This window comes from Streptosporangium vulgare (genome assembly GCF_042428775.1).
GTDB lineage: Bacteria > Actinomycetota > Actinomycetes > Streptosporangiales > Streptosporangiaceae > Streptosporangium > Streptosporangium vulgare.
On sequence record NZ_JBHMBS010000002.1, the window covers coordinates 119,013 to 142,323 of the forward strand.

The 23,311-nt window shown below is 68.5% G+C and carries 21 protein-coding genes, 1 tRNA gene and 2 pseudogenes; 10 read left to right on the plus strand and 14 right to left on the minus strand.

The annotated features are described in order from the left end of the window. Nucleotides 1-3: 3 nt before the first annotated feature. Complete coding sequence (locus tag ACFFRH_RS04510) at nt 4-1,203, plus strand: right-handed parallel beta-helix repeat-containing protein (RefSeq protein ID WP_344742798.1); 1,200 nt, start codon at nt 4-6, stop codon at nt 1,201-1,203. A 37-nt stretch (nt 1,204-1,240) separates the two neighbouring features. After that, nucleotides 1,241-2,572 carry a UDP-glucose dehydrogenase family protein gene (locus ACFFRH_RS04515; protein WP_386155041.1) on the plus strand — a complete coding sequence of 444 codons (1,332 nt, stop codon included), beginning with the start codon at nt 1,241-1,243 and terminating at the stop codon, nt 2,570-2,572. A 418-nt stretch (nt 2,573-2,990) separates the two neighbouring features. On the opposite strand, the gene ACFFRH_RS04520 is transcribed toward ACFFRH_RS04515, so the two are convergent. The 3 genes from ACFFRH_RS04520 to ACFFRH_RS04530 are packed head-to-tail and all read right to left on the minus strand — an operon-like array spanning nt 2,991 to nt 4,617. After that, complete coding sequence (locus tag ACFFRH_RS04520) at nt 2,991-3,410, minus strand: arsenate reductase ArsC (RefSeq protein WP_386154421.1); 420 nt, start codon at nt 3,408-3,410, stop codon at nt 2,991-2,993. Between the two features lie 5 nt (nt 3,411-3,415). Further along, nucleotides 3,416-4,207, minus strand: a complete 792-nt coding sequence (locus ACFFRH_RS04525; RefSeq protein ID WP_344742888.1) for an aquaporin — start codon at nt 4,205-4,207, stop codon at nt 3,416-3,418. Beyond that, the gene (locus ACFFRH_RS04530) at nt 4,204-4,617 is read right to left on the minus strand and encodes an ArsR/SmtB family transcription factor (protein ID WP_344742889.1); all 414 of its coding nucleotides are present in this window, start codon (nt 4,615-4,617) and stop codon (nt 4,204-4,206) included. The genes ACFFRH_RS04525 and ACFFRH_RS04530 overlap by 4 nt, the downstream gene beginning before the upstream one ends. A gap of 89 nt (nt 4,618-4,706) precedes the next feature. On the opposite strand from ACFFRH_RS04530, the gene ACFFRH_RS04535 reads away from it, so the two are divergent. Continuing rightward, nucleotides 4,707-5,222 (plus strand): ArsI/CadI family heavy metal resistance metalloenzyme, encoded by a 516-nt coding sequence (locus tag ACFFRH_RS04535; RefSeq protein ID WP_344742890.1) that lies wholly within the window; start codon nt 4,707-4,709, stop codon nt 5,220-5,222. A gap of 249 nt (nt 5,223-5,471) precedes the next feature. Here the strand turns inward: ACFFRH_RS04535 and ACFFRH_RS04540 are convergent, their stop codons facing one another. Further along, complete coding sequence (locus tag ACFFRH_RS04540) at nt 5,472-6,158, minus strand: hypothetical protein (RefSeq protein ID WP_344742892.1); 687 nt, start codon at nt 6,156-6,158, stop codon at nt 5,472-5,474. Between the two features lie 1,018 nt (nt 6,159-7,176). Between ACFFRH_RS04540 and ACFFRH_RS04545 the strand changes: the two genes are divergently transcribed. After that, entirely contained in the window at nt 7,177-7,815 is a 639-nt protein-coding gene (locus tag ACFFRH_RS04545; RefSeq protein ID WP_344742894.1) for a hypothetical protein, read from the plus strand. Nucleotides 7,816-7,963: 148 nt separating this feature from the next. Further along, on the plus strand, nt 7,964-8,215 hold the full coding sequence (locus ACFFRH_RS04550) for a hypothetical protein (protein WP_386154427.1): 252 nt from the start codon (nt 7,964-7,966) through the stop codon (nt 8,213-8,215). Between the two features lie 11 nt (nt 8,216-8,226). On the opposite strand, the gene ACFFRH_RS04555 is transcribed toward ACFFRH_RS04550, so the two are convergent. Continuing rightward, complete coding sequence (locus tag ACFFRH_RS04555; protein ID WP_344742895.1) at nt 8,227-8,886, minus strand: class I SAM-dependent methyltransferase; 660 nt, start codon at nt 8,884-8,886, stop codon at nt 8,227-8,229. Nucleotides 8,887-9,172: 286 nt separating this feature from the next. Between ACFFRH_RS04555 and ACFFRH_RS04560 the strand changes: the two genes are divergently transcribed. Beyond that, the gene (locus ACFFRH_RS04560; protein WP_344742897.1) at nt 9,173-9,478 is read left to right on the plus strand and encodes a hypothetical protein; all 306 of its coding nucleotides are present in this window, start codon (nt 9,173-9,175) and stop codon (nt 9,476-9,478) included. Between the two features lie 1,256 nt (nt 9,479-10,734). Here ACFFRH_RS04560 and ACFFRH_RS04565 read toward each other — a convergent pair. Then, nucleotides 10,735-10,819, minus strand: a tRNA-Tyr gene (locus ACFFRH_RS04565). A 488-nt stretch (nt 10,820-11,307) separates the two neighbouring features. Here ACFFRH_RS04565 and ACFFRH_RS04570 point away from each other — a divergent pair. The 3 genes from ACFFRH_RS04570 (at nt 11,308) to ACFFRH_RS04580 (ending at nt 13,980) form a co-directional block, all read left to right on the plus strand. Further along, the gene (locus tag ACFFRH_RS04570) at nt 11,308-11,802 is read left to right on the plus strand and encodes a YajQ family cyclic di-GMP-binding protein (RefSeq protein WP_344742899.1); all 495 of its coding nucleotides are present in this window, start codon (nt 11,308-11,310) and stop codon (nt 11,800-11,802) included. A 509-nt stretch (nt 11,803-12,311) separates the two neighbouring features. After that, nucleotides 12,312-12,887 (plus strand): pyridoxamine 5'-phosphate oxidase family protein, encoded by a 576-nt coding sequence (locus ACFFRH_RS04575; RefSeq protein WP_344742901.1) that lies wholly within the window; start codon nt 12,312-12,314, stop codon nt 12,885-12,887. A gap of 214 nt (nt 12,888-13,101) precedes the next feature. After that, nucleotides 13,102-13,980, plus strand: coding sequence for a WD40 repeat domain-containing protein (locus ACFFRH_RS04580; RefSeq protein WP_344742902.1), 879 nt, complete (start codon nt 13,102-13,104; stop codon nt 13,978-13,980). A 35-nt stretch (nt 13,981-14,015) separates the two neighbouring features. Here the strand turns inward: ACFFRH_RS04580 and htpX are convergent, their stop codons facing one another. The 7 genes and pseudogenes from htpX to ACFFRH_RS04615 all read right to left on the minus strand — a co-directional run bounded on the left by htpX (nt 14,016) and on the right by ACFFRH_RS04615 (nt 22,915). Then, nucleotides 14,016-14,867, minus strand: a complete 852-nt coding sequence (gene htpX / locus ACFFRH_RS04585; protein ID WP_386154433.1) for a zinc metalloprotease HtpX — start codon at nt 14,865-14,867, stop codon at nt 14,016-14,018. A 73-nt stretch (nt 14,868-14,940) separates the two neighbouring features. Next, the gene (locus ACFFRH_RS04590) at nt 14,941-16,710 is read right to left on the minus strand and encodes an NADH-quinone oxidoreductase subunit N (protein WP_386154436.1); all 1,770 of its coding nucleotides are present in this window, start codon (nt 16,708-16,710) and stop codon (nt 14,941-14,943) included. After that, nucleotides 16,707-18,524, minus strand: coding sequence for a complex I subunit 4 family protein (locus tag ACFFRH_RS04595; RefSeq protein ID WP_344742904.1), 1,818 nt, complete (start codon nt 18,522-18,524; stop codon nt 16,707-16,709). The genes ACFFRH_RS04590 and ACFFRH_RS04595 overlap by 4 nt, the downstream gene beginning before the upstream one ends. A gap of 138 nt (nt 18,525-18,662) precedes the next feature. Continuing rightward, nucleotides 18,663-20,795, minus strand: a complete 2,133-nt coding sequence (locus ACFFRH_RS04600; RefSeq protein WP_386154439.1) for an NADH-quinone oxidoreductase subunit 5 family protein — start codon at nt 20,793-20,795, stop codon at nt 18,663-18,665. A gap of 329 nt (nt 20,796-21,124) precedes the next feature. Then, a pseudogene (gene nuoK / locus ACFFRH_RS04605) lies at nt 21,125-21,406 on the minus strand (NADH-quinone oxidoreductase subunit NuoK); the annotation flags it as partial. Between the two features lies 1 nt (nt 21,407). Next, entirely contained in the window at nt 21,408-21,944 is a 537-nt protein-coding gene (locus tag ACFFRH_RS04610) for an NADH-quinone oxidoreductase subunit J family protein (protein WP_344742905.1), read from the minus strand. Next, the gene (locus ACFFRH_RS04615) at nt 21,941-22,915 is read right to left on the minus strand and encodes a 4Fe-4S binding protein (protein WP_512701125.1); all 975 of its coding nucleotides are present in this window, start codon (nt 22,913-22,915) and stop codon (nt 21,941-21,943) included. The genes ACFFRH_RS04610 and ACFFRH_RS04615 overlap by 4 nt, the downstream gene beginning before the upstream one ends. Here ACFFRH_RS04615 and ACFFRH_RS44795 point away from each other — a divergent pair. Beyond that, nucleotides 22,833-23,015 carry a hypothetical protein gene (locus ACFFRH_RS44795; protein WP_512701126.1) on the plus strand — a complete coding sequence of 61 codons (183 nt, stop codon included), beginning with the start codon at nt 22,833-22,835 and terminating at the stop codon, nt 23,013-23,015. The genes ACFFRH_RS04615 and ACFFRH_RS44795 overlap by 83 nt on opposite strands. On the opposite strand, the pseudogene ACFFRH_RS44800 reads toward ACFFRH_RS44795, so the two are convergent. Next, nucleotides 22,934-23,155 (minus strand): annotated as a pseudogene (locus ACFFRH_RS44800) (NADH-quinone oxidoreductase subunit I); the annotation flags it as partial. The gene ACFFRH_RS44795 and the pseudogene ACFFRH_RS44800 overlap by 82 nt on opposite strands. Nucleotides 23,156-23,311: the final 156 nt, after the last annotated feature.

The window sequence follows — 23,311 nt, forward strand, 5'->3', positions numbered from 1 at the left end:
GCGATGCGCCTGACCATCGACATCGACAGGAAAACCCTGGTGGGGATGCTGGTCGGGGCGGTCATCACGGTGATCGTCGTGGTGCTGCTGCGCGGCCTCTTCGGCGGCGGGGAGGACTCCGCCACCCCGATCGAGGACATCCGGCCGAAGAGCGCGGACGCGCCGGCCTCGCAGTCGTCGGAGTCACTGGAATCGCCGGAACAGTCGTCGGAGCCGGAGGACGACACCACGCGGGTGGAGAAAGAGGAGGACGTGGAGGAGTTCGTCGCGTCGCAGGAACCGCCCGACATCGCCGTCCCCCTCGGTAAGGGGAGGATCGCCTGCCCCGAGGCCACGGTGACCGTCGAGGACGCCGCCGGGTTCGCCGAGGCCCTGGAGGCGGCCGAGCCGGGCGCGGTGATCAAGCTGGAGCCCGGTGTCTACAACGGCCGGTTCGTGGCGGCGGTCTCGGGGACGGAGAACGAACCGATCTTCATCTGCGGCCCGCCCGAGGCGATCATCGACGGTGGCGGGGTGAAGAAGGGCTACGCCCTCCACCTCAACGAGGTCAGCCACGTGCGGCTGGTCGGCTTCACCGTCCGCAACAGCCAGAAGGGGGTGATGGCCGACCGCACCACCAACACGATCATCCAGCAGCTGACCGTCCACCACATCGGGGACGAGGCGATCCACCTGCGCAACTTCAGCACGGACAACATCGTCCAGTACTGCATGATCTACGCGACCGGCCTGCGCCGGGAGAAGTTCGGGGAGGGCGTCTACCTCGGCACCGCCGAGAGCAACTGGGCGGCCTTCTCCGGCGGGCAGATGGACCGCAGCGACCGCAACACCGTACGCGGCAACGTCATCCGGGCCACCGCCGAGGCGATCGACATCAAGGAGGGCACCTCCGACGGTCACATCCTCGGCAACGTCTTCGACGGTTCCAGCCTCGGCGGCTCCAAGCACAACGACTCCTGGGTCGACGTCAAGGGCAACGGCTACCTCATCCAGGGCAACACCGGTAGCGGCACCAACGAGGACGGCTTCCAGACCCACAAGATCGTGGACGGCTGGGGCACCGGCAACGTGTTCCGGGCCAACATCATCGATCTTGGTAGTTCAGGCGGTATCGGCATCAACGACACGGCCGGCGGAAACAAGATCGCCTGTGACAACAAGGTCACCGGCGGCCCGCTTTCCAAGACCGGCAACTGTTCCTAATCACAGGCCCGAGGACGAGAAGATGGGAAAGACGGAGATGGGCGCAGCCGAACTCCCACGACTGACGGTGATCGGAACCGGTTACCTCGGGGCGACGCACGCGGTTTGCATGGCGTCGCTGGGGTACGACGTGGTCGGTCTCGACGTGGACAGCAAGAAGATCGAAAAACTGCAGGCCGGGGAGGTGCCGTTCTTCGAGCCCGGCCTGCCCGAGCTGCTGAGCAAGGCCCTGGAGTCGGGCCGGCTCCGGTTCACCACCTCCTACGCGGAGGCCGCCGAGCACGGCGACGTCCACTTCGTCTGCGTCGGCACCCCTCAGCAGCCGGGCTCGGACGCCTGCGACCTGACCTACGTCGACGCCGCCATCAGTAACCTGGCCCCCCACCTCACCCGGCGCTGCCTGGTGGTCGGCAAGTCGACCGTCCCGGTGAACACCGCCGCCCGCCTCGCCGGCCTGCTGCGCGAGCTGGCCCCGGCGGGAGAGGAGGTGGAGCTGGCCTGGAACCCGGAGTTCCTGCGGGAGGGCTTCGCGGTCGACGACACGCTCAAGCCCGACCGGCTCGTGTTCGGCGTCACCTCGGAGTGGGCGCGCGAGCGGCTCTCCGCGGCGTTCCAGCCGATCCTCGACCTCGGTACCCCGGTGGTGGTCACCGACCTCGCCACCGCGGAGCTGGTCAAGGTGGCCGCCAACTCGTTCCTCGCCACCAAGATCTCCTACATCAACGCGATGGCCGAGGTCTGCGAGGCCACCGGCGCCGACGTCCGCGATCTGGCCAAGGCCCTCGCCTACGACGACCGGATCGGCGGCCGGTTCCTCCAGCCCGGCCTGGGCTTCGGCGGCGGCTGCCTGCCCAAGGACATCCGCGCCTTCGCGCACCGGGCTGAGGAGATCGGCGTCGGCCAGGCCGTGTCCTTCCTCCGCGAGGTCGACGCGATCAACCGGCGCCGCCGTTCCCGGACCATCGACCTGGTCAGGGAACTGCTCGACGGCCGGCTCGACGGCAAGAGGGTCGCCTGCCTGGGCGCGGCCTTCAAGCCCAACTCCGACGACATCAGGGACGCCCCGGCCCTGGACGTGGCCCGGACCATGCACGGGCTGGGCGCCAACGTCCGGGTGTACGACCCGGCCGCGCTGGACAACGCGCGCCGCACCTATCCGGAGCTCAGGTACGGCACGAGCGCGCTGGACGTGGCGCAGGACGCGGACGTGGTGGTCCTGCTCACCGAGTGGGCCGAGTTCCGCGAGATCGAGCCCTCGGCGCTGGCGAAGGTGGTCAAGCACACCCGGATCGTGGACGGCCGGCACGCGCTCGACGCGGACACCTGGCGCGCGGCGGGCTGGGAGTACCGGGCCCTGGGCCGCCCCTGACCTGTCACCACCCGTTGTCCACGCTTGAGCGACGTCGTCGTGCTTGAACGACCTCCTCACGCCTGAACGACTTCCTCACGCTTGAACGACGTCTTCACGCCTGAACGACGTCGAACGTGGCCGTACAGCCGAGAAGTGGCTGTACGGCCACGTGGCCGAGTAGCCGACTTTCGCCGAACAGCCGACCTTCGCCGAATCGTCCGGGCGTCATGGAATCGTCCGGGCGCCGTGAAAGACCTCACGGAAGCGAGGCCGGGGCCCTCTGCAGGGTCAGGTCCTGCCCCTGCCGACGCCAGGGCCGTCGGAGGGGCAGGACCTGACCCGCGCCGAGGTCGCCCACGCCGGTGGTGAAGGTCAACGTGACGGCTGGTTCACGCGGTGGACCCCATGGCCGCGACGGACGGCCCGATGGTGACGGTCATCCCTGCCCTGCGGGAGGGAGCAGTTCAGCGATCAGGGCACGAACACGGGTCTCGATCTCGTCGCGGATCGGGCGGACGGCGGCGAGGCCCTGCCCGGCGGGATCGTCCAGTTGCCAGTCCAGGTAGCGCTTGCCGGGGAAGATCGGGCAGGTGTCGCCGCAGCCCATGGTGATGACCACGTCGGAGGACTGGACCGCCTCGGTGGTGAGCACCTTGGGGATCTCGGCGGAGATGTCGATGCCGGACTCTTTCATCGCCTCCACCACGGCCGTGTTCACCGCGTCGGCAGGGGTGGACCCGGCGGAACGGACCTGCACATGTCCTCGCGTCAGGTGGGTGAGGAACGCGGCGGCCATCTGGGAGCGGCCCGCGTTGTGGACGCAGACGAACAGCACGGACGGGACGGCAGTACTCATGGGACTCATGGGCGGGAACTTCCTCGCTCGACGAAGACGGCCGGCGCGGTGAGAGCGCCCTCATCACCGGAATCGCGGGAATCGCGAGAGGGCACAGGTACGACGCCGGCAGCGGGTGGGCCGAACACGATCGCGACCAGGCCCAGACCACCGAGGGCGCCCACGAGCTGGGCGGCGACGAACGGCCCGGCCGAAGCCGGGGCGATGCCCGCGTAGGTGTCGGTGAAGGCCCGGCCGATGGTCACCGCCGGGTTGGCGAAGCCGGTGGAGGAGGTGAACCAGTAGGCCGCCCCGATGTAGGAGGCCACCGCGACCGAGGCAAGGTGAGCGCGGCCGGTACGGGCGAGACCGAAGATCAGCACGATCAGTCCGGCGGTCGCCACCGCCTCGGCCAGCCAGAGATGGCCCGCGAAACGTTCCTGGACCGACCAGCGCACCAGCGGCCGGGCGAACATGGCGTTGGCCAGCACCGCCCCGCCGATCGCTCCGCCGATCTGGGCGAGGGTGTAGGCGGCGACTTCTCGCACGGTCAACCCCCGGCCGTCACGGCGCCCGTTCCACCAGGCGGCGAGGGAGACCACCGGGTTGAAGTGCGCGCCGGAGACCGGGCCGAGCAGGGCGATCAGCACGCCCAGCCCGAAGACGGTGGCCAGGGAGTTGGCGCCGAGCGCAACCGCGCCGTCCCCGGTGAGCCGCGCGGCCTGGACACCGGAGCCGACCACCACGGTGACCAGCGCCGCGGTGCCGAGCGCCTCGGCGACCACGCGTCGTCCCAGCGGGACAACGGCAGCGCTCACGCGCCGGCTCGCGTCACGACAGGGGCTTCTCGCGCCGTGACAGAAGCTTCTCGCGTCGTGACAGGGGCTTGGAGCAGGGCCGACAGGCGGTTCAACGCGACGGGCTGCACCCAGTAGTACACCCAGGTACCGCGCCGCTCCGAGCCGACCAACCCAGCTTCCCGCAGCACCTTCAGATGGTGGGAAATCGTCGGCTGGGACACGTCGAACGGGCCGACCAGGTCACACACGCACGCCTCGCCGCCCTCGTGGGAGGCGATCAGCGACAGCAGCCGCAGCCGGACCGGATCAGACAGCGCCTTGAACATCCGCGCCAGCTCGGCCGCGTCCGCTTCGCCCAAGGGTTCGCGGGTCATCGGCGCGCAGCACGCCTGATCGAGCTGGAGGACCGGCAACACCTGTTTCGACATGCGTCTATGTTGACAGACATCTATTCAGGTGACAATCTCCCCTGTATCGACATCCATCGATACAACGATGTTCGGAATGGGAGACCACCATGTCCCGAGTCCAGCTCGCCCTACGTGTCGCCGACCTGGAAGGCTCGATCGCCTTCTACTCCAAGCTGTTCGGCGTCGAACCGGCCAAGCTCCGCCCCGGCTACGCCAACTTCGCCATCGCCGAGCCCCCGCTGAAGCTGGTCCTGATCGAAGGCGAGGAAGGCCAGGACACCCGCTTGGATCACCTCGGGGTCGAGGTCGAAGACACCGGCCACGTCACCGCGGCGACCCAGCGGCTCAAGGACGCCGGACTGGCCACCTTCGAGGAGAACGACACCTCGTGCTGCTACGCCCTGCAGGACAAGGTCTGGGTCCACGGCCCCGGCGCCGAGCCCTGGGAGGTCTATGTCGTCAAGGCCGATGCCGACACCCTCGGCAAGTCCGCCACCCCCGAGGACCGGCAGGCGCCCTGCGCCTGCGGCCAGGCGACCGACCAGGACGCCGACCAGGGCACCGACGAGGCCGCCAGGCAGGCCCAACCGGTCGCCGTCAGCGCGAACTCCGGCTGCTGCTGACCATCACGGTCGTACCGCGATCACCGCCGAATCGTTCTCATGGGTATCAAGGCGGCGGCGCGACGCGCCGCCGCACGGCCCTCCATCCGCCCCCGTCCGGATGTACGGCGTGGGCGCCGGTCCCGAACGACGGCGGGAATCGGCCCGCCCGCCGCACCGCCCACGCGCCGCCCACGCGCCGCACTCGACCGTCGCCCGCCGTAGCGGCCCACACCGCCGCTCAGCGGCGAGAACGTACGACAAGCGCGGTCAATGCCTGCAGACGTCCGGCATCGGCAGATAGGAGCTGAAGTGGTCGACCACGATGTCCGCCACGGCCTCCGCGTCATCGAGCCCGTCAACCTCAAGGACCCGTATGCCCAGGCGACGAGCGGAGCGGGCGGCCTCGTCGGCGACGAGGCGGTCTCGGGCGAGTCGGTTGCGCTGTGCTCGATCAGGGTCGCTGACCGCGTGAGCGACGGCGGCGGCACGGGGCAGTTCGCGAAGCTGACGCGCACGGAATTCCTCGCTCGGCACCATCACGATCATTCGACGGGGTGAGTCGATGATGGGGGCGACCAGTTCGGGACGCAGTCCCCAACCTTCGGCGATGACGGGTCGCCCCGACACCAGGCCGCGCAGGTCGTCCAAGGCCCACTCGAACCGCGCGGGAAAGCCGGCCAGGGTCTCGTCGGCCATCTCCTGAGGGCTGACGTTCACCCAGACGCTGTCCGGGTCGGGGCCTGCGATGGGCTCACCAAGTCGCGCTCGGCGTGCGATCCGACGGTCATTGTGCGCACGCGCGTCGTGATAGTCGTAGTGGTACGCGGTCAGCCCGTACCGGGTGGCCAGCAGCCTGGCGACGGTGGACTTGCCGGCCCATTGGCCACCTCCGATCCACAGGGCGCTGCGCAAAGTGCCGAAGGGATCCCAGACCTCACTATCCGTAGCGTTCACCGTTACAGCCTGACAGTGCACAGGCCGAAGAAACAGCCTTGTTCCGCCCGCCCGGCCGGGAGACGATCGTAGAGAGGGGAAGCGGCACACTCTCCGCTCGCAACTCGTCGAACGCCTCTGGTGCCGTAGCGCCTCCCGCCCCTTGACGGCCTACACCAAGATCCGGCAGGAGGCACAGGCACTCGCCCCCACTCCGGCTCAGGTCGCCCCTCCCCTCACCCGACGGTCGTAACCTACGGCACCCGGCGGTCTCACCTGACTCAACGCAGGCGCCTCCGCTCCCGACGTGGCCGAGTGGGCCATGGGGTGGATGTCCTACTGGGGGTCTGCGCCAAGTGCCTCAACGGGCAGAAAGAGATCGCCAACAAACGGATCAGTGACGTGCCGACCGCGTGAGACGCACGCCGCACGACCAGAGTCTTGGATACCACCGGCACAGGGCCGCTCAAGGAGAGATCCGGCCGCGTGGGTTGCGTCCACCATGACAGCCTGGTGCTCAGGCAGGTTTTGAGGCATTCATTGAACACCGGGTCTATAGGGCCGGCGAAGGAGACCGGTTTGCAGTGTGGGCGGTCAGTCAAAGGCGAACGCTAGATGGTCATCCCCTGGAGAGCCAGAGGCTACAACGGCGTAGCAGAAGCCCGGATGAGCATTCGCCCGTCGGGGCCTGACTCACCGCCTCCTCCGGTCGCGGCTTTCCCTCCCCGATTGGGTCTTGATTACCTTGCCGATCCCGCCCGCTGCTGAGATCTGTGTCAGCCAGGTGCATCACGGCAAATTCGTCACCGTTGTCCTGGAGGAGAGCTAGTTCCGAGTGTTCCTCAAGGGCGAAGAACCGAAGGAGGTCAACCGGCTGCGAGCAAGTGGCCGTATAAACTACGGGATCTAAGCCAGGTGGAAAGCATCACCCGAAGTCGATCTGTCCGATCTCATTTGATGCTTGATGAACTCAGCGCGCACGCACTACGGCATGACTGTGTGAGTTGACTCCCGACTAGGCAACCATCATGATCACTTCGTGTCCGACATACCTAGCGTCGAGAGCGGCATCACAGCCAGAAGTTCTTTACTGCACGCAACGATAACCGTATTTGGCGTCCTGGCTGCGTGCGCGGCCATAGCGGCAGTTGTTAACGCGAGATTCCTGCTGTTCTTCTGGGGTTACATCGATGAGATCACGTACTTCAGTTCCCTTATCCTGATCACTCCTGCGCTCTTGCGCATCCTCCGCCCCCCGGCGCGTTGGCAGCGATGTGTTCTCGCGTCAGGAGCACTTTGGCCGGTAGCCGCCCTCGTCTGCCTGCAGCTCTATGGCTCGACTGTCTATATGGACTCCTGGTCGCCGAGAGAGATGGTCTCTGACAGCATGGGCGTCTGGTTCGTCGTCATCGGTTGCATGACCTGGCGTCATTCTAAGATCGCCGCATTAGCCATCCTGATGACCGGTTCCTGGCTCCTTCTGAGCATCCTTCTCTACACGGGCACCGTATGGGGCGACGCCGGCCCATCGGATGCTCTTATCACGGTTCTCACCGGACTCAACGAGATCAGCCTGCTTGCGTTCGCCTTCTGGGCTGCCTGGATCGCCTATCGCCTGCTGATCCACGGCAGACGTGATCCGGCGACCCGGGCCAAAATAGCTTCTGCCCGGCCATGAAGACGGCCAACCCTGCGTTTGACCTGGAGGTATACAGGTCGAGCGACCGTCAGTCCCCGTAATTCCCCACTGTTCCCCGGCCTTACCGGCACGCGAATAACATGGCCCCACTCTCGGCGACCGCTTTCTTATCAGGACCATGCCATCCGTGATCAACGGCTCGCGACCCGGCTCAGAGCAATGCCGGGCGAGTGTGGACGTGAGCCGTTGTTTGCCTCTGTTGCAGCACCCGTTGCAGTACCTCGGAGCCGAGGGTCTGGGGGTCAGCTTGGCTGCCGCCAACGCCAAGCTGACCCAGCTCGACGAGAGATCCCGCCGAGCCTCCACCATTAACCTTGAGATGCCGGCCTTCCCTGAGATCATCGGCCGCACCGCCAACCCTGCCAAGGGTCCACCATGAGAAGCCGACGGCTACGCAAACGCGACGACGGCATACCTCTCGTCTTGAATGGTCCGACCCCACAGAGTGGGATCAGGGAGCGGCTCAACGCGCGAGGTCTTCACCAACGGCTGCAGCGCCTCCAGAAGACGTCCCGCCTCGACCCCGCCCATCCACGGCATTGACTCCGATCCGACCTCATAGGACTGGTCTTCACTCGGTTCGGCTGTCGCCCAGCGCCCCTCAATGAGAACCAAACGCCCGCCGGGACGCAGCAGACCGATCCATCGGCGCAACGCCTCCTGAGGGTCAGGCAGGGTCCACAGCAGATGGCGAGAGAGGATCACATCGAAGGACGCCCCTGCCTCTGCGGGCGGGTTACTTGCGTCGCCCACCATCATCGCGGCATCGAAACCGGCCGCAGCGAGTTTGCGCCGGGCCTGCTCGATCATCAGCGGGGCCAGATCCACCCCGACCGGCCGGTGGCCCTGCTCGGCGAGCACCAAGGACAACGAGCCGGTGCCGCACCCCAGATCCAAGACATCGGCGGGCGAAGGAGGCATCCATGAGCGCAAGCGCTCCGCCCACGCGGCCTTGACCTGGGGATCGCGAAGACCGTGGTCGGCTTCCTCATCGAAGGAAGCGGCGAAGGCATCCCAAAAGGACGCGACTGAAGCACTGGTTTCTGGCATCGGCAGATCATGTCACCCACCACCTGGGAAAACTCGTACACCACCTCCGTGGACGCAACCGACCGTAGATGAACTATGGAAGGGTTCGGATATGACGGAAAGAGACGGCCCTTCCTCCGGAGAGGTGTGTGCATGCGGGTCTCCGCTCGATGAGCGTGAGCGCCAGGTCCGCTTTCGGCTTCCCGATCCTGTACTAAGGCTGGATCCTGCTGACCTGGAGACTCGCAGGTGGGGCAACGACGTCATGATGGCGGTCGGGGGAGTGGGGACGTTCGTCCGATGCCTCTTGCCGGTCAAGCTCTCGCACGGGTTCTCGGCTACCTTCGCCCTCTGGCTCGCCGTGCATCCCTCACACCTGCAGACCGCCTATGAGGTGTGGACAGCACCGGAGTACGCCGATCTAGAGCTGTCCGGCTTCGTTGCCAACGCCGTTGAGCCCTGGGGCGCAGAGCTGTTGGCTGCTCCTGCACGTGCCGTCGTGAAAGATCTGGAGCACGTGCCGTACATCGTGGAGACTTCCCATGAACTGCTGGGCCAGGTGATCACCGATGAGTGGCCACACCGCGAGGTGCTGAACGCGATGCCGCGATAACCCGCTGATGCTCCCGCAAACCTCAATGAGGCCGAGTGCCGGCCATCTACCAAGCCCGATGCTATGGCTAAGGCCGGTAATGGGAAGCGAACCCGCGCTGTCAGCTTGGGAAACATCGACTGATCTTGGCACGCTGACCTGCGGAAACGAACGCCCAGAGTGTGGGCACGAGTCTGGACAGACTTGACCCTCAATGACCGTGACTGACCGACCGTTCTGGCACACATCTGGCACGGCTTAGCTGGCTACCCGGACGACGTCGCGCGGGCGGTTGAGCCTCTAGCTAGGGCAGGGCTTGGTATGCCACAACGTTTCCTGCCACCAGTGGACATTGTCGCCGGGCTGAATCTCTTCTTTGCAATGCGGGCATACGCTGGGTTCGGGATTGTCGACCAACCACGGTTTCTCGTACTCGAAACTGCTGGGCGCCATCACGCTCTCCCTGGGGTGTCCACCGCCGCCGATCCTAGCGAACTGAACCGCGCCGGGATTGCTGGAGGCTTTGATGTATCCCGAGTTCGGTGGAGTTGGCTTGGTTGACTCTCATGCCAGCTGGGGCCCTTTCGCTTGTTCTGCACCCTGTGGAGCCGTCACATGATCACCACTCGGCCAGCCGATGGCGCCACCATGCGCCTGACATCGACGAGCGTCCGCCGTCCGCCCCTGGATCAGGCAGGGTCCGGTCGCGGAACTTCGTGTCCAGAGGCTCCACGATTCGCCAGAGCTCAGATCGAGCGAACGAAGGCAGGGCGTGAAGGGCTTCTTCCAAGAGGTCACGGGCTTCTACCGGGTCGCAACATGGCAACCCGTCCGGACGGAGGTAGAGGTATCGGCCAGAGTGCCGGAGAAACCCTGCGTACTGGTCCAAGGCGTCGGCCAGGGCGTTCAGCCACAGACGCTCGGCTTCCAGCCGTCGTATCGCGGCATGGGTTTTACGAGAGATTCCAGGTATCTGCCTGGCCGGGGTGGGGGCGGGTGATCGAGGGCACCCTGAACGCAGAGTGCCGGGCGGCCTACGCGGCACGGTTCCTTCGAGTCAGCATGCGGCACATCCTGTCACGTCTCAGCAGGCCATCCAAAGGCCGATGCCCGTTGCAGAGCCTCCGGAAAGCCCGGCGCGACCTGGGAAAACGCCTTCAAGATCATTGCACGCATATTGGTGGAGTGGTGACATGCGGCTGCTTCTGGCTGCCTGCGGCTGCATGGCCCGGAAACGCAAAAGAGGCCCCGGAGGGCCTCTGAGCTGCCAGTTTGGCTGGTGGCAGGTGCAGGACTTGAACCTGCGTAGGCTGAGCCGACGGTTTTACAGACCGCTCCCTTTGACCACTCGGGCAACCTGCCATGTCTTCCGCTTGCGGCGGCGACAGGTAGAAGAATAGCGGACTTCCGAGTGTGACGTGACATCGACGGCGAGCCCCTCCCCATACCCGCTCCTATCAGGACTTTTGGGGCTTACGTCGCCGCTTGCGGCGGTGTCGTCTGGGGAATCGGGGAAGGGAGTGACGCCAGAGGCATCGCGGTGCAGGGGTGGGACAGGGCTCGATGGCGAGGGTCCAGGGGAACGGCCGGGAGGGCGGAGGAAGGGAGAACACGCCAGGGTGGGCAGAAGAGGGGAGTGGGAACGGGACGCGCCGGGGCGGGCCGGGACCGGCTGAGGGTGGGGCAGGGACACGCTGTCACCTCGGCATCGGCGGGAGATGCTGGCTAGGCTGATCCGTTACATACGCGTCTACCGAACCGGCTCGCGGGCGCCAGCGCGATTCGAGGTCCGTGGCCTCGGGGAGCCGGGCGGCGATTCATAGTTCTAGCAGGTCAGAGGGGATTGTGCTTTGGCGGATTCATCGTTCGACATCGTTAGCAAGATCGACCACCAGGAAGCCGACAACGCGCTGAACCAGACGCTCAAGGAGGTCGGGCACCGATTCGACTTCAAGGGCACCGGCGCGACCATCGCCTGGTCGGGTGGTCAGAAGGCCGTTGAGATCAAGGCCAACAGTGAGGAGCGCGCCAACGCGGTCCTCGACGTCTTCAAGGAAAAGCTGATCAAGCGGGGGCTCTCCCTCAAGATCCTGGACGCGGACGAGCCCAAGCTGTCCGGCAAGGAGTACCGGCTTCTGGTGACCCTCAAGGAGGGCATCGACCAGGAGCACGCCAAGAAGATCTCGAAGATCATTCGCGACGAGGGGCCCAAGGGCGTCAAGGCCCAGATCCAGGGCGAGGAACTGCGGGTGAGCTCAAAGAAGAGGGACGAACTGCAGGAGGTCATCGCCCTCCTCAAGGGCAAGGACCTGGAGATCGCGCTTCAGTTCTCGAACTACCGCTAGCGGGAGGGGAACCGAGGCTCTGACCTGTGGTTTCAGAACCTTACCGCTCCGGGAGGGCACATCCAGGGCACACGGCCGGGGCAAGAGGCTCTCTTGCGCCCCGGCCGCTCACCCGTTCGAGCAGGTCACAGCGGAGGTGAGCGGCCCTAGGCTCAAACCCCCTTGGGTCAGCTCCACGAAGCCGTCCACACCGGGGAACTCCCGCGCGTCATCCTCTTCAAGATCGAGATCGGAAAACGACCGCGTCAACGTCATGACCGGATCCCGGACTCTCGCCCGGCGAGCCCGTCTCACGCGCCCGGCGAGCCCGTCTCACGGCCGCGCACCGTGGTCCTGCCGCGCCGCCTCCCGGCTCCGGCGAGTGGCGGTACGGCCCTCGGCGGGAAGGAGTGTCCGCGAGCGAAGTCGTCCCCTGGTCGGAGGCGACCACCGGACGCGGTGCCGATGGTCGGAGGCGACTAACGGACGCGGTGCCGACCGGCGAACGGCAAAGAATTATCGTCCTGTTCATGGGGAAAATTCATGACAGGATCAACGACCGGCTGCGTGAGTTCATCGGAGCGCAACCGGTCTACTTCGTGGCGACGGCTCCCGAGCAGGGCGGCCACGTCAACATGTCCCCCAAGGGATACGCCGACACCTTCGCCGTTCTCGACGACACCACCGTCGCCTACCTGGACCTGGACGGCAGCGGGGTGGAGACCATCGCCCATCTCCGCCAGAACGGCCGCATCACGGTCATGTTCTGCGCCTTCTCCGGCCCTCCCAACATCCTCCGCCTGTACGGCACCGGCCGGGTCGTCGTACCGGACAGTCCCGACTTCGCCACACTGATCAAGAATTTCGGCCCGCATCCGGGCGTGCGGTCGATCATCGTCGTCGACTGCGACCGCATCGCCGACTCCTGCGGCTTCTCGGTACCGTTCATGTCCTTCGACAAGGACCGGACACTGCTGGACGAGTGGGCCGGACGCAAGGACGTCCAGCAGCGACGCGCTTACCGGGCGCAGAAGAACCGCGAGAGCATCGACGGCGTCCCCGGCCTCTCCGCGGAGGAGACCGACCCGGTCACGCAGCACTCCTGAGACGACCGGCCCGTGTCCGCCCCAGGGCCGGCCTCCCCGGGAGGCCGGTCCTTTCGCCCGCCGAAGGGGCCTCCGCTCCCTCCCCGCGGCCGGATGACACTCATGGCGATGCCGCCGGCCGACCTTCCCCGAGGCGTACAGTGAGCCCGTACGCGACGGACACCCCCCGTATGTCCGGAAGACTCGGGGAGCCTCAGTGGGGTTGTTCTGCCGCTTGAGCGTTTGCGTCGGCGCGATCGCCGTGGTCATGGGAGCGGGCGTCCCCGCGGAGGCCGGAGACGCGAGACCTCCGGTGCGGTACGCGGGACTCGACGGGTGCGTCTGCGCTCCATGGAAACTCTGGACACGCGACGGCGGAGTGGTCCCCCTCCCCGACGCCCGGGTGTTCTCCGTGGGCAGGCAACGAGCACCGCTGGCCCTGTCGCCGAACGGCAGGCATGTCGCGTACTTCCAGCTGAGGGACGGGGCGCTGGTGGTGCTGGAGGTGGCCACCGGCGAGGTGCGCACGGTGCCGGGAGTGATGTGGTCGAACGCCATGCGCGCGGCACGGGTCGAACTCTCCCCCGGCGGGCGGTACGCGGTGCTGGGCATCGGCGGGGAGCATCAGATCCTGGACACCTACAGCGGGGAGAGCATCCCGGTGCCACCTGGCCTGCGGCCGTGGAGTTTCAGCCCTGACGCGAAGTTCGTACTCGTGGTGGATGACACGTTCCAGGCGGAGATCTACTCGATGTCGCCCTTCACCGAGCGGGGGCGCGTCCCGGTGGGAGGCGCGCTCGGCCCGGACGGCGAGATCGTCGCCCACTTCACCTCGCGCGACGCGGGGATCCGCCTGTGGGACGTGCCCACCGGCGGCATTCCCCGGCGCGATCCCATCGCCGTGCCCGCCGACAGGACTCCGACCCGGATGCGCTGGAACGGCGAGGGCCGCCTCGACCTGCAGACGGTCACCCCTCGCAGGATCAGGAAGGGGGGAGGCGCCCGCTACGCCTGGTATCGGGTCGATCAGGAGTCGGGCGGCACGGAACGGGCGGGCGGCTTCGTCGTGCCCGGATCCGTCCACAACCCGATCGTCACCGGCCTGACTCCCTGAACCGCTGTGGGCCCAGGGGGCACGGGAAAGCGGGGTCAGCGGCGGTAGCCGGCCATGCGCTCCAGGCGGGCGACGCGCTCGGCGGTGGGCGGGTGGGTGGAGAACATCCGGCCGATCCCGGCGCCGCGGAAGGGGTTGGCGATCATCAGGTGGGAGGCGGAGGCGATCCGGCCGTTCTCCGGGAGGGGGAGCTGGCGGGCGCCCATCTCGATCTTCCTCAGTGCCGAGGCGAGGGCGAGCGGGTCGCCCGTCAGCCGGGCACCGGACTCGTCCGCCTGGTACTCGCGGGAGCGGGAGATGGCCATCTGGATCATTCCGGCCGCGACCGGGCCGAGCACGATCATGAGGATCGCGCCGATGAACCCGGGGCCCTCGTCCTCGTCCCCGCCACCGAAGAACAGGCCGACATAGCCGAGGTAGGTGATCATCGTGGCGAGTGCGCCGGCCACCGAGGAGATCAGGATGTCGCGGTTGTAGACGTGGGAGAGCTCGTGCCCGATGACCCCGCGCAGCTCGCGCTCGTCGAGGAGCTGGGTGATCCCGTAGGTCACGCAGACCGCGGCGTTGCGGGGGTTGCGTCCCGTCGCGAAGGCGTTGGGCTGCATCGTCGGCGAGACGTAGAGCCGGGGCATGGGCTGGCGGGCCTCGGTGGAGAGCTCGCGCACGATCCGGTAGAGGAGTGGCTGCTCGACCTCACCCACCGGCCGGGCGCGCATGGCGGACAGCGCGATGCGGTCGGAGAAGAAGTAGGCGACGCCGCTGGTCGCCAGCGCGACCAGCACCGCGATCTGCACGCCCGCGCCGCCTCCGAACCACGCCCCCACCACGATGATCACCGCGGACAGTGCGCCGAGAAGGACCGCGGTACGCAGACCGTTGTGGTGCACTACACCCCCCTCTCGGTTGATGCTGATTCACCTGTGACAACGTCTCCGGCCAGGTCGAACGTTCCCGGATGGTTCAGCCCGCGGTGATGAGCGCCGCGGGGACGAGATCGAGGACCAGCTGGGGGGCGACCGAGAACGCGATCGCGACGATCCCGGCCACCGCGACCGCCACACTCGCGGGTATCCACCCGGTACCGCGGCCACCCGTCTCCGCGCCTCCCGTCACGACGCCCCCGGTCGCGGCACTGCCCGCCATCGCGCTCCCGGTCACAGTGCTCCCCGTCATGACGCCGCCGGTCACAGCGCTCTCGGTCATCGGGGGCGGGGCCGGGGCCAAGGTCGGGGCCGGGGCCGGGGCCGGGGTGAAGATTCGCACGACCCAGGCGACGTAGTAGTAGAGACCCACGACCGTGTTGACCGCCATCACGGCGGCGAGCCAGCCACCACCTCCGCCGAGGAGCTCGCGGAACACCACGATCTTGGCGAAGAGCCCGGCCAGCCCCGGGGGCAGGCCCGCGAGGCAGATCAGGAAGAAGGCGAGCGCCAGCCCGGCCGCCGGGCTCCGGAACGCCAGGCCCCGGTAGTCGTCCAGCTCTCCCCTGCCCGACCTTCTCGACACCAGCGTGACCACGGCGAACGCCCCGAGGTTCATCGCCGCGTAGAAGACCAGGTAGGCGATCGAGGCGTTCATCGCCTCGTCGCTTCTGACGCCGAGGGGAGCGAGGATGTAACCCGACTGGGCGACGGACGACCAGGCGAGCAGCCGTACGGCGTGGCGCTGGCGCATGGCCAGGAGGTTGCCGACGGTCATGGTCAGCGCGGCGAGAATCGCGACCAGCGGGACCCAGGTGGCCCCCTGCCCGCCCAGGGCGACGACCAGGATGAGGATCAGCCCCGCGAACCCGGCCGCCTTGGAGATGACGGAGAGGAGCGCCGCGACGGGGATGGGGGCACCCTGGTAGACGTCGCCCGCCCACGCGTGGAACGGCACCGCCGCGACCTTGAAGGCGAACCCGGCGAGGACCAGGACCATGGCCACGGTGACCACGGCGGGCAGGTCGTAGCCGATCTGCAGCGAGGAGCTGTAGGCGATGCCGTCGCCGACGCCTCCCTGGCTCGGCCCAGGACCTGTGGCGGTGACGTCCTGCCGCAGGACGTGGGCGATCCGGTCGAGGTAGACGGTGCCGGTCGTGCCGTACAGCAGGGAGACCCCGAAGAGCATCACCGCCGTGGAGACCACGGAGACCAGGAAGAGCTTGACCGCCGCCTCGGAACTCCGGCCGTCATAGCGCTTGAGCGCGGTGAGCGCGAACACCGGCAGCGAGACGAGTTCCAGCGCGACCACCAGCATGATCAGGTCGCGGGAGGCGGGCAGGGCGACGGCACCCGCCAGCGTGCAGAGCAGCAGGAAGTACCACTCCCCTACGGGGATGTCTCCGGAGGAGAGCTCGGCCGCCGACAGCAGCACCACGACGATCCCGGCGGCCAGCGCGAGCCCCGCGAAGACCAGCGTGAAGTCGTCGACCACGAACGAGCACGGCGCCGCGGCGGCCGTGGACGCGGTCGGCTCGGTGACCAGGGGAACGATGGAGCCGATCACCGCGCGGGGGGAGCCGAGCAGCCCCTCGGGCACGCAGAAGGTTCTCAGCGGGTCTCCGGTGCGTACGGCCTGGGAGATCACCACCGCCAGGGCGCCGATCACCCCGGCCAGCGTGACCGCGCCGAGTGCCGTCCGGACGTACGGCCTGCGGGGCAGAAAGGCGTCCAGAAGCAGCACGAGCCCGGCGGTGAGCGCGAGGATCAGGGGCGGCGCGACCGCGTAGTAGTCGATCGACTGGATCACGGCGCGCCCACCAGGGTCCGGACCACCGGATCGGTGAGGAGGAGGAGCGCCTTGGGCCAGAGCCCGAACAGCAGGATCAGCGCGATCAGCGGCACCCAGGCGGCCAGCTCGTGGCCCGCGACGTCGGGCATGCGCGGCCTGCCCGCGCTCCCCGTACTCGTCGCTCCCAAAACCACTCGCGAAGTCGTCCCCGAGGCGCTCGGAGTACTCGGCGCCCCCAGAGCAGCCGGAGTCGCCGGAGTCGCCGGAGTCGCCGGGCGGGAAGCGCCTCCCCCTCCGACGGTTGCCATGAAGGGCCCCTCCTTCTCCCCCGTCTCGGTGGCGGGGGCACCACCCTCGTGGTCGCCCTCCTCTCCGGTCGGGCCCGTGGAGGGGAGACCGCCCGTGGTGGCCGCGGCGAGGACGGGGACACGGACGGTCTCGGTGCTCCGGCCGTGGGTGACACGGGAGAGCATGAGCAGGAAGTAGGCGGCGGTCAGCACCGTACCGAGACCTCCGAGGGCCATGAAGACCAGGTAGAGGGGGCGGGACAGGCCCGCGGCCGGTTCGAAGGCGCCGAGGAGGGCCAGCATCTCGCCCCAGAAGCCCGCCAGCCCCGGCAGCCCGAGCGAGGCGACGCAGGCGAAGGTGAGCAGGGAGGCGAGACGGGGAAGGCGGGTCAGCATGCCACCGCCGAGGGCCGGCATGTCGGAGGTGCCGTAGCGCTCCTTGATCGCTCCGGCGACGAAGAACAGCAGGGCCGTGATGAGACCGTGGGCGATGTTGCCGAACAGGGCACCGTTGATTCCGGCCGGAGTGAGTGTGGCGAAGCCCAGGAGCACGAAGCCCATGTGGCCGACCGAGGAGTAGGCGATCATCCTCTTGAGGTCACGTTGGGCGAGACAGGCCAGCGAGCCGTAGACGATGCCGACCACCGCGAAGGCCCCGAGCCACGGGGCCGTCGCGGCGGCGCCGTCGGGCAGGATCGGGATCGCGACGCGGGCGAAGCCGTACGTGCCCATCTTGAGCAGCACGCCCGCCAGGAGCACCGAGCCGACGGTCGGCGCCTCGGTGTGGGCGTCGGGCAGCCAGGTGTGCAGCGGCCACATCGGGGTCTTCACCGCGAAGCCGACGCCGACGGCCAGGAAGGCGATGGTCTGCACCGCGGGGGACATGCCCGTTCCGCGTGCCCGCGCGAGGGCGGTCATGTCCAGGGTGCCGGTCTGCGACCAGATGAGCAGCAGGCCGAGCAGGAGAACCACCGAGCCGAGCAGGGTGTAGAGGATGAACTTGATCGCCGCGGCCCGGCGGGCGCGCCCGCCCCAGATGGCGATCACGAAGTACATCGGGATGAGGACGACCTCGAAGAACACGAAGAACAGCAGCAGGTCGAGCGCGAGGAAGGTGCCGATCATGCCCACTTCGAGGACGAGCAGCGTGAACACCAGCGCGCGCGGCCGGTTGCCGCCGGGCCGGGGACTCAGCAGCTGTCCGGGGCCGTCGGCGCGCCCCCGGCACAGGTAGACGAAGCAGAGGAAGGTCAGCAGCGTGGTCAGCGCGACCAGCGGCAGTGAGATCCCGTCCACGCCGAGATGGAATCTGAGGTCGAGGCCGGGGATCCAGGCGAGGTCGGTCACGAACTGCGTCCGAGCGGCGTCGCCGTGGTCGAACGCGGCGACCAGCACCACCGACAGCGCGAACGTGAGGCCGGAGACGACCAGGCCGTGCACCCTGAGCAGCCGCCCCCTCGCCGCGACGTCCGACCCGAGCGGTGCGAGCAGCGCGGCGGCTCCGGCGAGTGGCACGCCGAGGAGCGCGATCAGCACCCAGCTCATGGCGTGACCACCTCACCGGGGTCCGGCCCGGCGTCCGGTTCTGTGTTCGGTCGCGGAGAGGAGGTCAACGGCGCGTCACCGCCAGACGGATGAGGAGCAGCACGACGAGTGCCACGATGCCCCAGAACAGCAGAGAGATCATCTAAAGATCACCGCCCCGGCCGCGATCAGGAGGACTCCGGCCAGCAGGCCGGTGATGTAGAGCTGGGCGTTGCCGTTCTGCACCAGGCGGACCAGCCCCGCCAGGCCAAGGGTCGCCCGGCCGGAGCCGCGTACGACACCGTCCACCACGCGACCGTCGGCGCGGACGACGAGGCGTGCGATGAACAGCACGGGCCGGACGAAGAGCCCGGTGTAGACGGAGTCGACGTGGAAGGCCTGCTCACAGGGGACCCTGAAGGGGCCGAGCAGGCGAGCCGGGTCGGCCAGAGGGGCGGATCGCCACGCGGCGTAGACCGCTCCCGCCCCCAGCAGCGCCACCGCGAGGCTGAGGACGGCGGCGTCCCAGTGAACGTCGCCGACGCGGGCGAAGCCGAGGAGCAGGGCTGGAACGGCGAGGACGAGAATAGGCCAGCGCATGGTGGCCGGAGCCTCGTGAACGGCGGTATGGGTGCCGTGGACGGCGTGCGGGGTGTGCGGCACGCCGGACGCGGGCTGAGGATGGGACTGGAGCTGGGGCTGGGAGTCGGGCTGGGGCTGGGGGGCACGCTGCCCGAAGAAGGTTCGCAGCCACGCGCGGGTGGCGTAGGCGCCGGTCACCGCGACCGTGGCGAGGGCGCAGCCGTAGAGCAGCAGCGCCGCGGCACCCGTCAGCGGCCCCGAGGACAGGGAGTGCTCGATGGCCACCAGCACCTCGTCCTTGCTGAAGAAGCCGCTGGCCGGAGGCAGGCCCATCAGCGCGGCGAAGCCGATCGTCATCGCGGCGAAGGTGACGGGAAGCTCCTTCCTGAGACCTCCCATCGTGCTCATCAGGTTGGAGCCGACCGCGTGGATCACCGCTCCGGCGCAGAGGAAGAGGAGCGCCTTGAAAGCGCCGTGGGTGATCAGGTGGAAGATCGCGGCACTCCGGGACCCGGCGGCGAGGGCACCGGCCATGTAGGCGAGCTGGCTGATCGTGGAGTAGGCGAGGACGCGTTTGAGGTCGTCCTGGGCCAGGGCTGCGAGGGCCGCGCCGAGCATGCCGATGGCGGCCAGGACCGCGAGGACGTCCAGGGTGGGGCGGGCACCGAGGAAGACCGGATAGAGCCGGGCGACGACGAAGATGCCCGCGGCGACCATGGTGGCCGCGTGGATGAGGGCGCTGATCGGTGTCGGTCCGGCCATCGCGTCGGGGAGCCAGACGTGCAACGGCACCTGGGCGCTCTTCCCCGCGACCCCGGCCAGCAGGAGCATGGTCGCGGCGATGAGCGTGCCGGACGACATCTCGGGGACCCCCGCGATGACGTCGGCGATCCTGAAGCTGCCCGCCGCCGTGCCGAGGACGAAGATGCCGAACAGGAACCCGACGTCGCCGATCCGGGTGACGAGGAACGCCTTGATCGCCGCTCGCGAGTTGGCCCTGTCTTCCCACCAGTGCCCGACCAGCAGGTAGGAGCACAGGCCCATGATCTCCCAGCCCACGTAGAGGACCATGAGGTCGGCCGCGTAGACGACCAGCAGCATGGCACTGGTGAACAGGCTGATGAAGGAGCTGTAGGACGGGTAGCGCCGGTCACCGCGCATGTAGCCGACGGAGTAGACCTGCACCGCCAGCGCGACCACGGCGACCAGGACGGCGATCGACGCGGCGAGGCCGTCGACCAGCAGCCCGACCGAGATCGGCACCGAACCCGTCTCGATGACGGTGAGCGTCGCGGTGACACCGTCGATCGCCCCCTGCCCTCCTGGCCCGGCCGGGGCGGACGGCTCGGTTGCAACTCCGCCGGTAGCGGCCCAGGTGGCGTAGGCCAGCCAGATCGCCAGGGCGGCGGAGATCGCGGTGGGCACCACGGCGATCCAGGCGGCCCGGCGTCCGGCGGCGGTGTCGGCGGTGACCTTGGAGGCGTCGGCTTCGAGAGCGCCTGTGCCGGTCTTGGAGGGGTCGGCTTCGGGGTCGGCTCTGGGTTCGTCGGCCTTGGAAGCGTGGGCCTCTGGATCGTCGACTTGGAGGGTGGCGTCGCCGGTCTCCGGGGGCGTCACGCCGTGGCGACGCCGGGGGAAGCGGGAGCCGAGAAGGCCGGTGGCCGCCGCGAGGAAGGGCAGCAGGATCACGAGCGAGGCGATAGTGATCATGGCGCGTCACCCGGCCTGGTGTCCGCCTCGGGGTCGGCCTCGGGGTCGGCCTCGGGCCGGGACCGCCGCGTATCGGCCCTGGTCCCGGTCTCGGTCCCGGCCTTGGTCCCGGTCCCGGTCTCGGTCCCGGTCTGGGTCCGGGTGAGTGTCTGTGGCAGGCTCCGGGGCTCGGCCGGGGGCTGGTCCCGGGGCGGGGAGTGAGAACCGGCGTTGCCGGTGTCGGTGAGGTCGGCGGAACCGGGGTCGGCGTCGGCGGAGCCGGTGGGGTCAGTGGGGCCGGTGTCGGCGGGGCCGGACGTGTCGGCGAGGTCGGACAGGGAGCGGAGGCGGTCGAGGTCGACGGTCTGGCGGTTGCGGTAGAGCGCGAGGATGATCGCGAGACCGAGGCCGACCTCGGCGGCGGCGATCACGATGACGAACAGCGTGAGGACCTGCCCGCCGTGCAGCCGGTCGCGCAACCACACGTCGAAGGCGACCAGGTTGAGGTTGACGGCGTTGAGCATGAGCTCGACGGACATCAGCACGAGAATCGTGTTGCGGCGGGCGAGCACCCCGTACACGCCGATGGAGAACAGCAGCGCCGAGACGACCGCGGGATAGACGACGTGCACGTCAGTCCCTCCCGCGGATGTCCGTGCGGGACAGGACGATGGCGCCGATCAGGGCCGCCAGCAACAGGACCGAGAGCGCCTCGAACGGGAGCACCCAGTTACGGAAGATGCTGGCACCGAGCTCACCGGCCGAGCCGCCACCGGGCTCGAGCGGGACGTAGGCCATGCGGAAGCCGTCGACGACGACGGTGACCAGCACGGCCGCGGTGGCGATCGCCACGACCGCCGCGGTCGGACGGTTGGGACTGTCGAGGTCGGCGCTCCTGCCGATCGGGGCGCGGGTGAGCATGATGCCGAACAGGAGCAGGACCACGATCGCGCCGACGTAGATCAGCACCTGGACCCAGGCGACGAACTCGGCGGTGAGCACCAGATAGCACCCGGCAAGCGCGCCGAAGCAGACGACCAGCCACAGGGCCGCGTGGACGAGCTGCCTGGTGGTCACGACGAGCAGCGCCGACCCGACGGCCACCGCGCCCAGCAGGAGGAAGACGATCTCCTGCCCGGTCGGCGACAGGTAGGACGGCACCTCGGTCACCTCTCCTCCTCGGGCTCTCCACTCGGATCCGTGGGAGGAGTCTGCTCCGGTGTGGCCGCCGCCGGAGGTGCTTCACCCCCGCCTGTGGATAACTTCTCGACGGATGACCTGCCTGTGGACGGATCGTTCTTCTTCGGAAGGGCACCCGGTGGCCGGATGGCCCGGACGCTCGCGTGCCCCGCCGAGGTGGCCGGTCTGGACGACCTGCCCGGGGATGGACCGCGCCGGGCGGCCGACGCGTCGGGGGCGCCGGGAGCCGGTGAGGCGGACGGCGGGGGTTGGGCACCGGAGGGCGAGGCCTCGGACGGCGAAGACCCGGACGGCGAACCCTCGGGCGACGAAGACCCGGACGGTGGAGACGGGGCGCCGGGCACGGACGCTTCGGAGCCGGACGCGGACGCTCCAGGTCCCGGTGAGAGGCCGGGGGCGGAGCGGGAGCCTGCACCTGCACCTGCACCTGCACCTGCACCTGCGGAGGAACCGGAGGTACCCGAGGTACCCGGGGTTCCGGCCGTTCCGGACGTAAGAGGTCCGGATGTTCCGGACGGGGAAACCGGCGCGCCAGGCGCGGAGGTCGCGGGGCCAGGGCCGACTACAGGACCGGGACCGGCCACGGGACCGGAATCCGCGGTGAGGCCGGAGCCGGCCGCGGAGCCAGAACCCGCGGCGGGGCCAGGACCGGCTGCGGGACCTGGACGGGAACCGGTCCTGGCCCCAGAAGCGGAGGCGGGAGCGGCCCCGGGAGCGGTGGGGGCGGGGCGGGGACGGACCGGGCGGGAGGCGGCCGCCAGTTCCTTGGGCGGATCGGCGTTGGGCTCGTGGGCCGGAGGCGGCGGGACGGTCTGGGCCCAGGCTGCCAGCTTGTCCTTCTCATGAAGAAGATTGCGGATGTCGCCCTCGGCGTACTCGAACTCCGGAGACCAGAACAGCGCGTCGAAGGGGCAGACCTCGATGCAGATCCCGCAGTACATGCACAGGGAGAAGTCGATCGCGAAGCGGTCGAGCATGTTGCGGGCCCGGGGACGGCCGCCTTCCGGGGCGGGGAGGGTCTCCTTGTGGGAGTCGATGTAGATGCACCAGTCGGGGCACTCGCGGGCGCAGAGCATGCACACCGTGCAGTTCTCCTCGACCAGCGCGATCACCCCCCTGCTCCTCGGGGGCAGCTCAGGCCGGACTTCGGGATATTGCTGAGTCACCGACCTGCTCAGCATGTGGCGAAGGGTGACGGAAAGTCCCTTCGCCAGTCCCACTCCTGGTATCCGTGCCACAACTCAACATCATGGCGCACAGCGGGGCGCTCGGGAATGCGTGGGCCCCGGAGACCGCGGCGGCAGGGGGCATCGGCCGGGAAACCGGGTTATCCACAG

Coding starts and splice junctions, on each gene's coding strand:
- ACFFRH_RS04535 (WP_344742890.1), top strand. CDS start 4,707: ATGTCCCGAGTCCAGCTCGCCCTACGTGTCGCCGACCTGGAAGGCTCG.
- ACFFRH_RS04615 (WP_512701125.1), bottom strand. CDS start 22,915: ATGTACTGCGGGATCTGCATCGAGGTCTGCCCCTTCGACGCGCTGTTC.
- ACFFRH_RS04575 (WP_344742901.1), top strand. CDS start 12,312: ATGGGGAAAATTCATGACAGGATCAACGACCGGCTGCGTGAGTTCATC.
- ACFFRH_RS04510 (WP_344742798.1), top strand. CDS start 4: ATGCGCCTGACCATCGACATCGACAGGAAAACCCTGGTGGGGATGCTG.
- ACFFRH_RS04600 (WP_386154439.1), bottom strand. CDS start 20,795: ATGATCACTATCGCCTCGCTCGTGATCCTGCTGCCCTTCCTCGCGGCG.
- ACFFRH_RS04520 (WP_386154421.1), bottom strand. CDS start 3,410: ATGAGTACTGCCGTCCCGTCCGTGCTGTTCGTCTGCGTCCACAACGCG.
- ACFFRH_RS04595 (WP_344742904.1), bottom strand. CDS start 18,524: ATGAGCTGGGTGCTGATCGCGCTCCTCGGCGTGCCACTCGCCGGAGCC.
- ACFFRH_RS04530 (WP_344742889.1), bottom strand. CDS start 4,617: ATGTCGAAACAGGTGTTGCCGGTCCTCCAGCTCGATCAGGCGTGCTGC.
- ACFFRH_RS04555 (WP_344742895.1), bottom strand. CDS start 8,886: ATGCCAGAAACCAGTGCTTCAGTCGCGTCCTTTTGGGATGCCTTCGCC.
- ACFFRH_RS04515 (WP_386155041.1), top strand. CDS start 1,241: ATGGGCGCAGCCGAACTCCCACGACTGACGGTGATCGGAACCGGTTAC.
- ACFFRH_RS44795 (WP_512701126.1), top strand. CDS start 22,833: ATGTCGCCCTCGGCGTACTCGAACTCCGGAGACCAGAACAGCGCGTCG.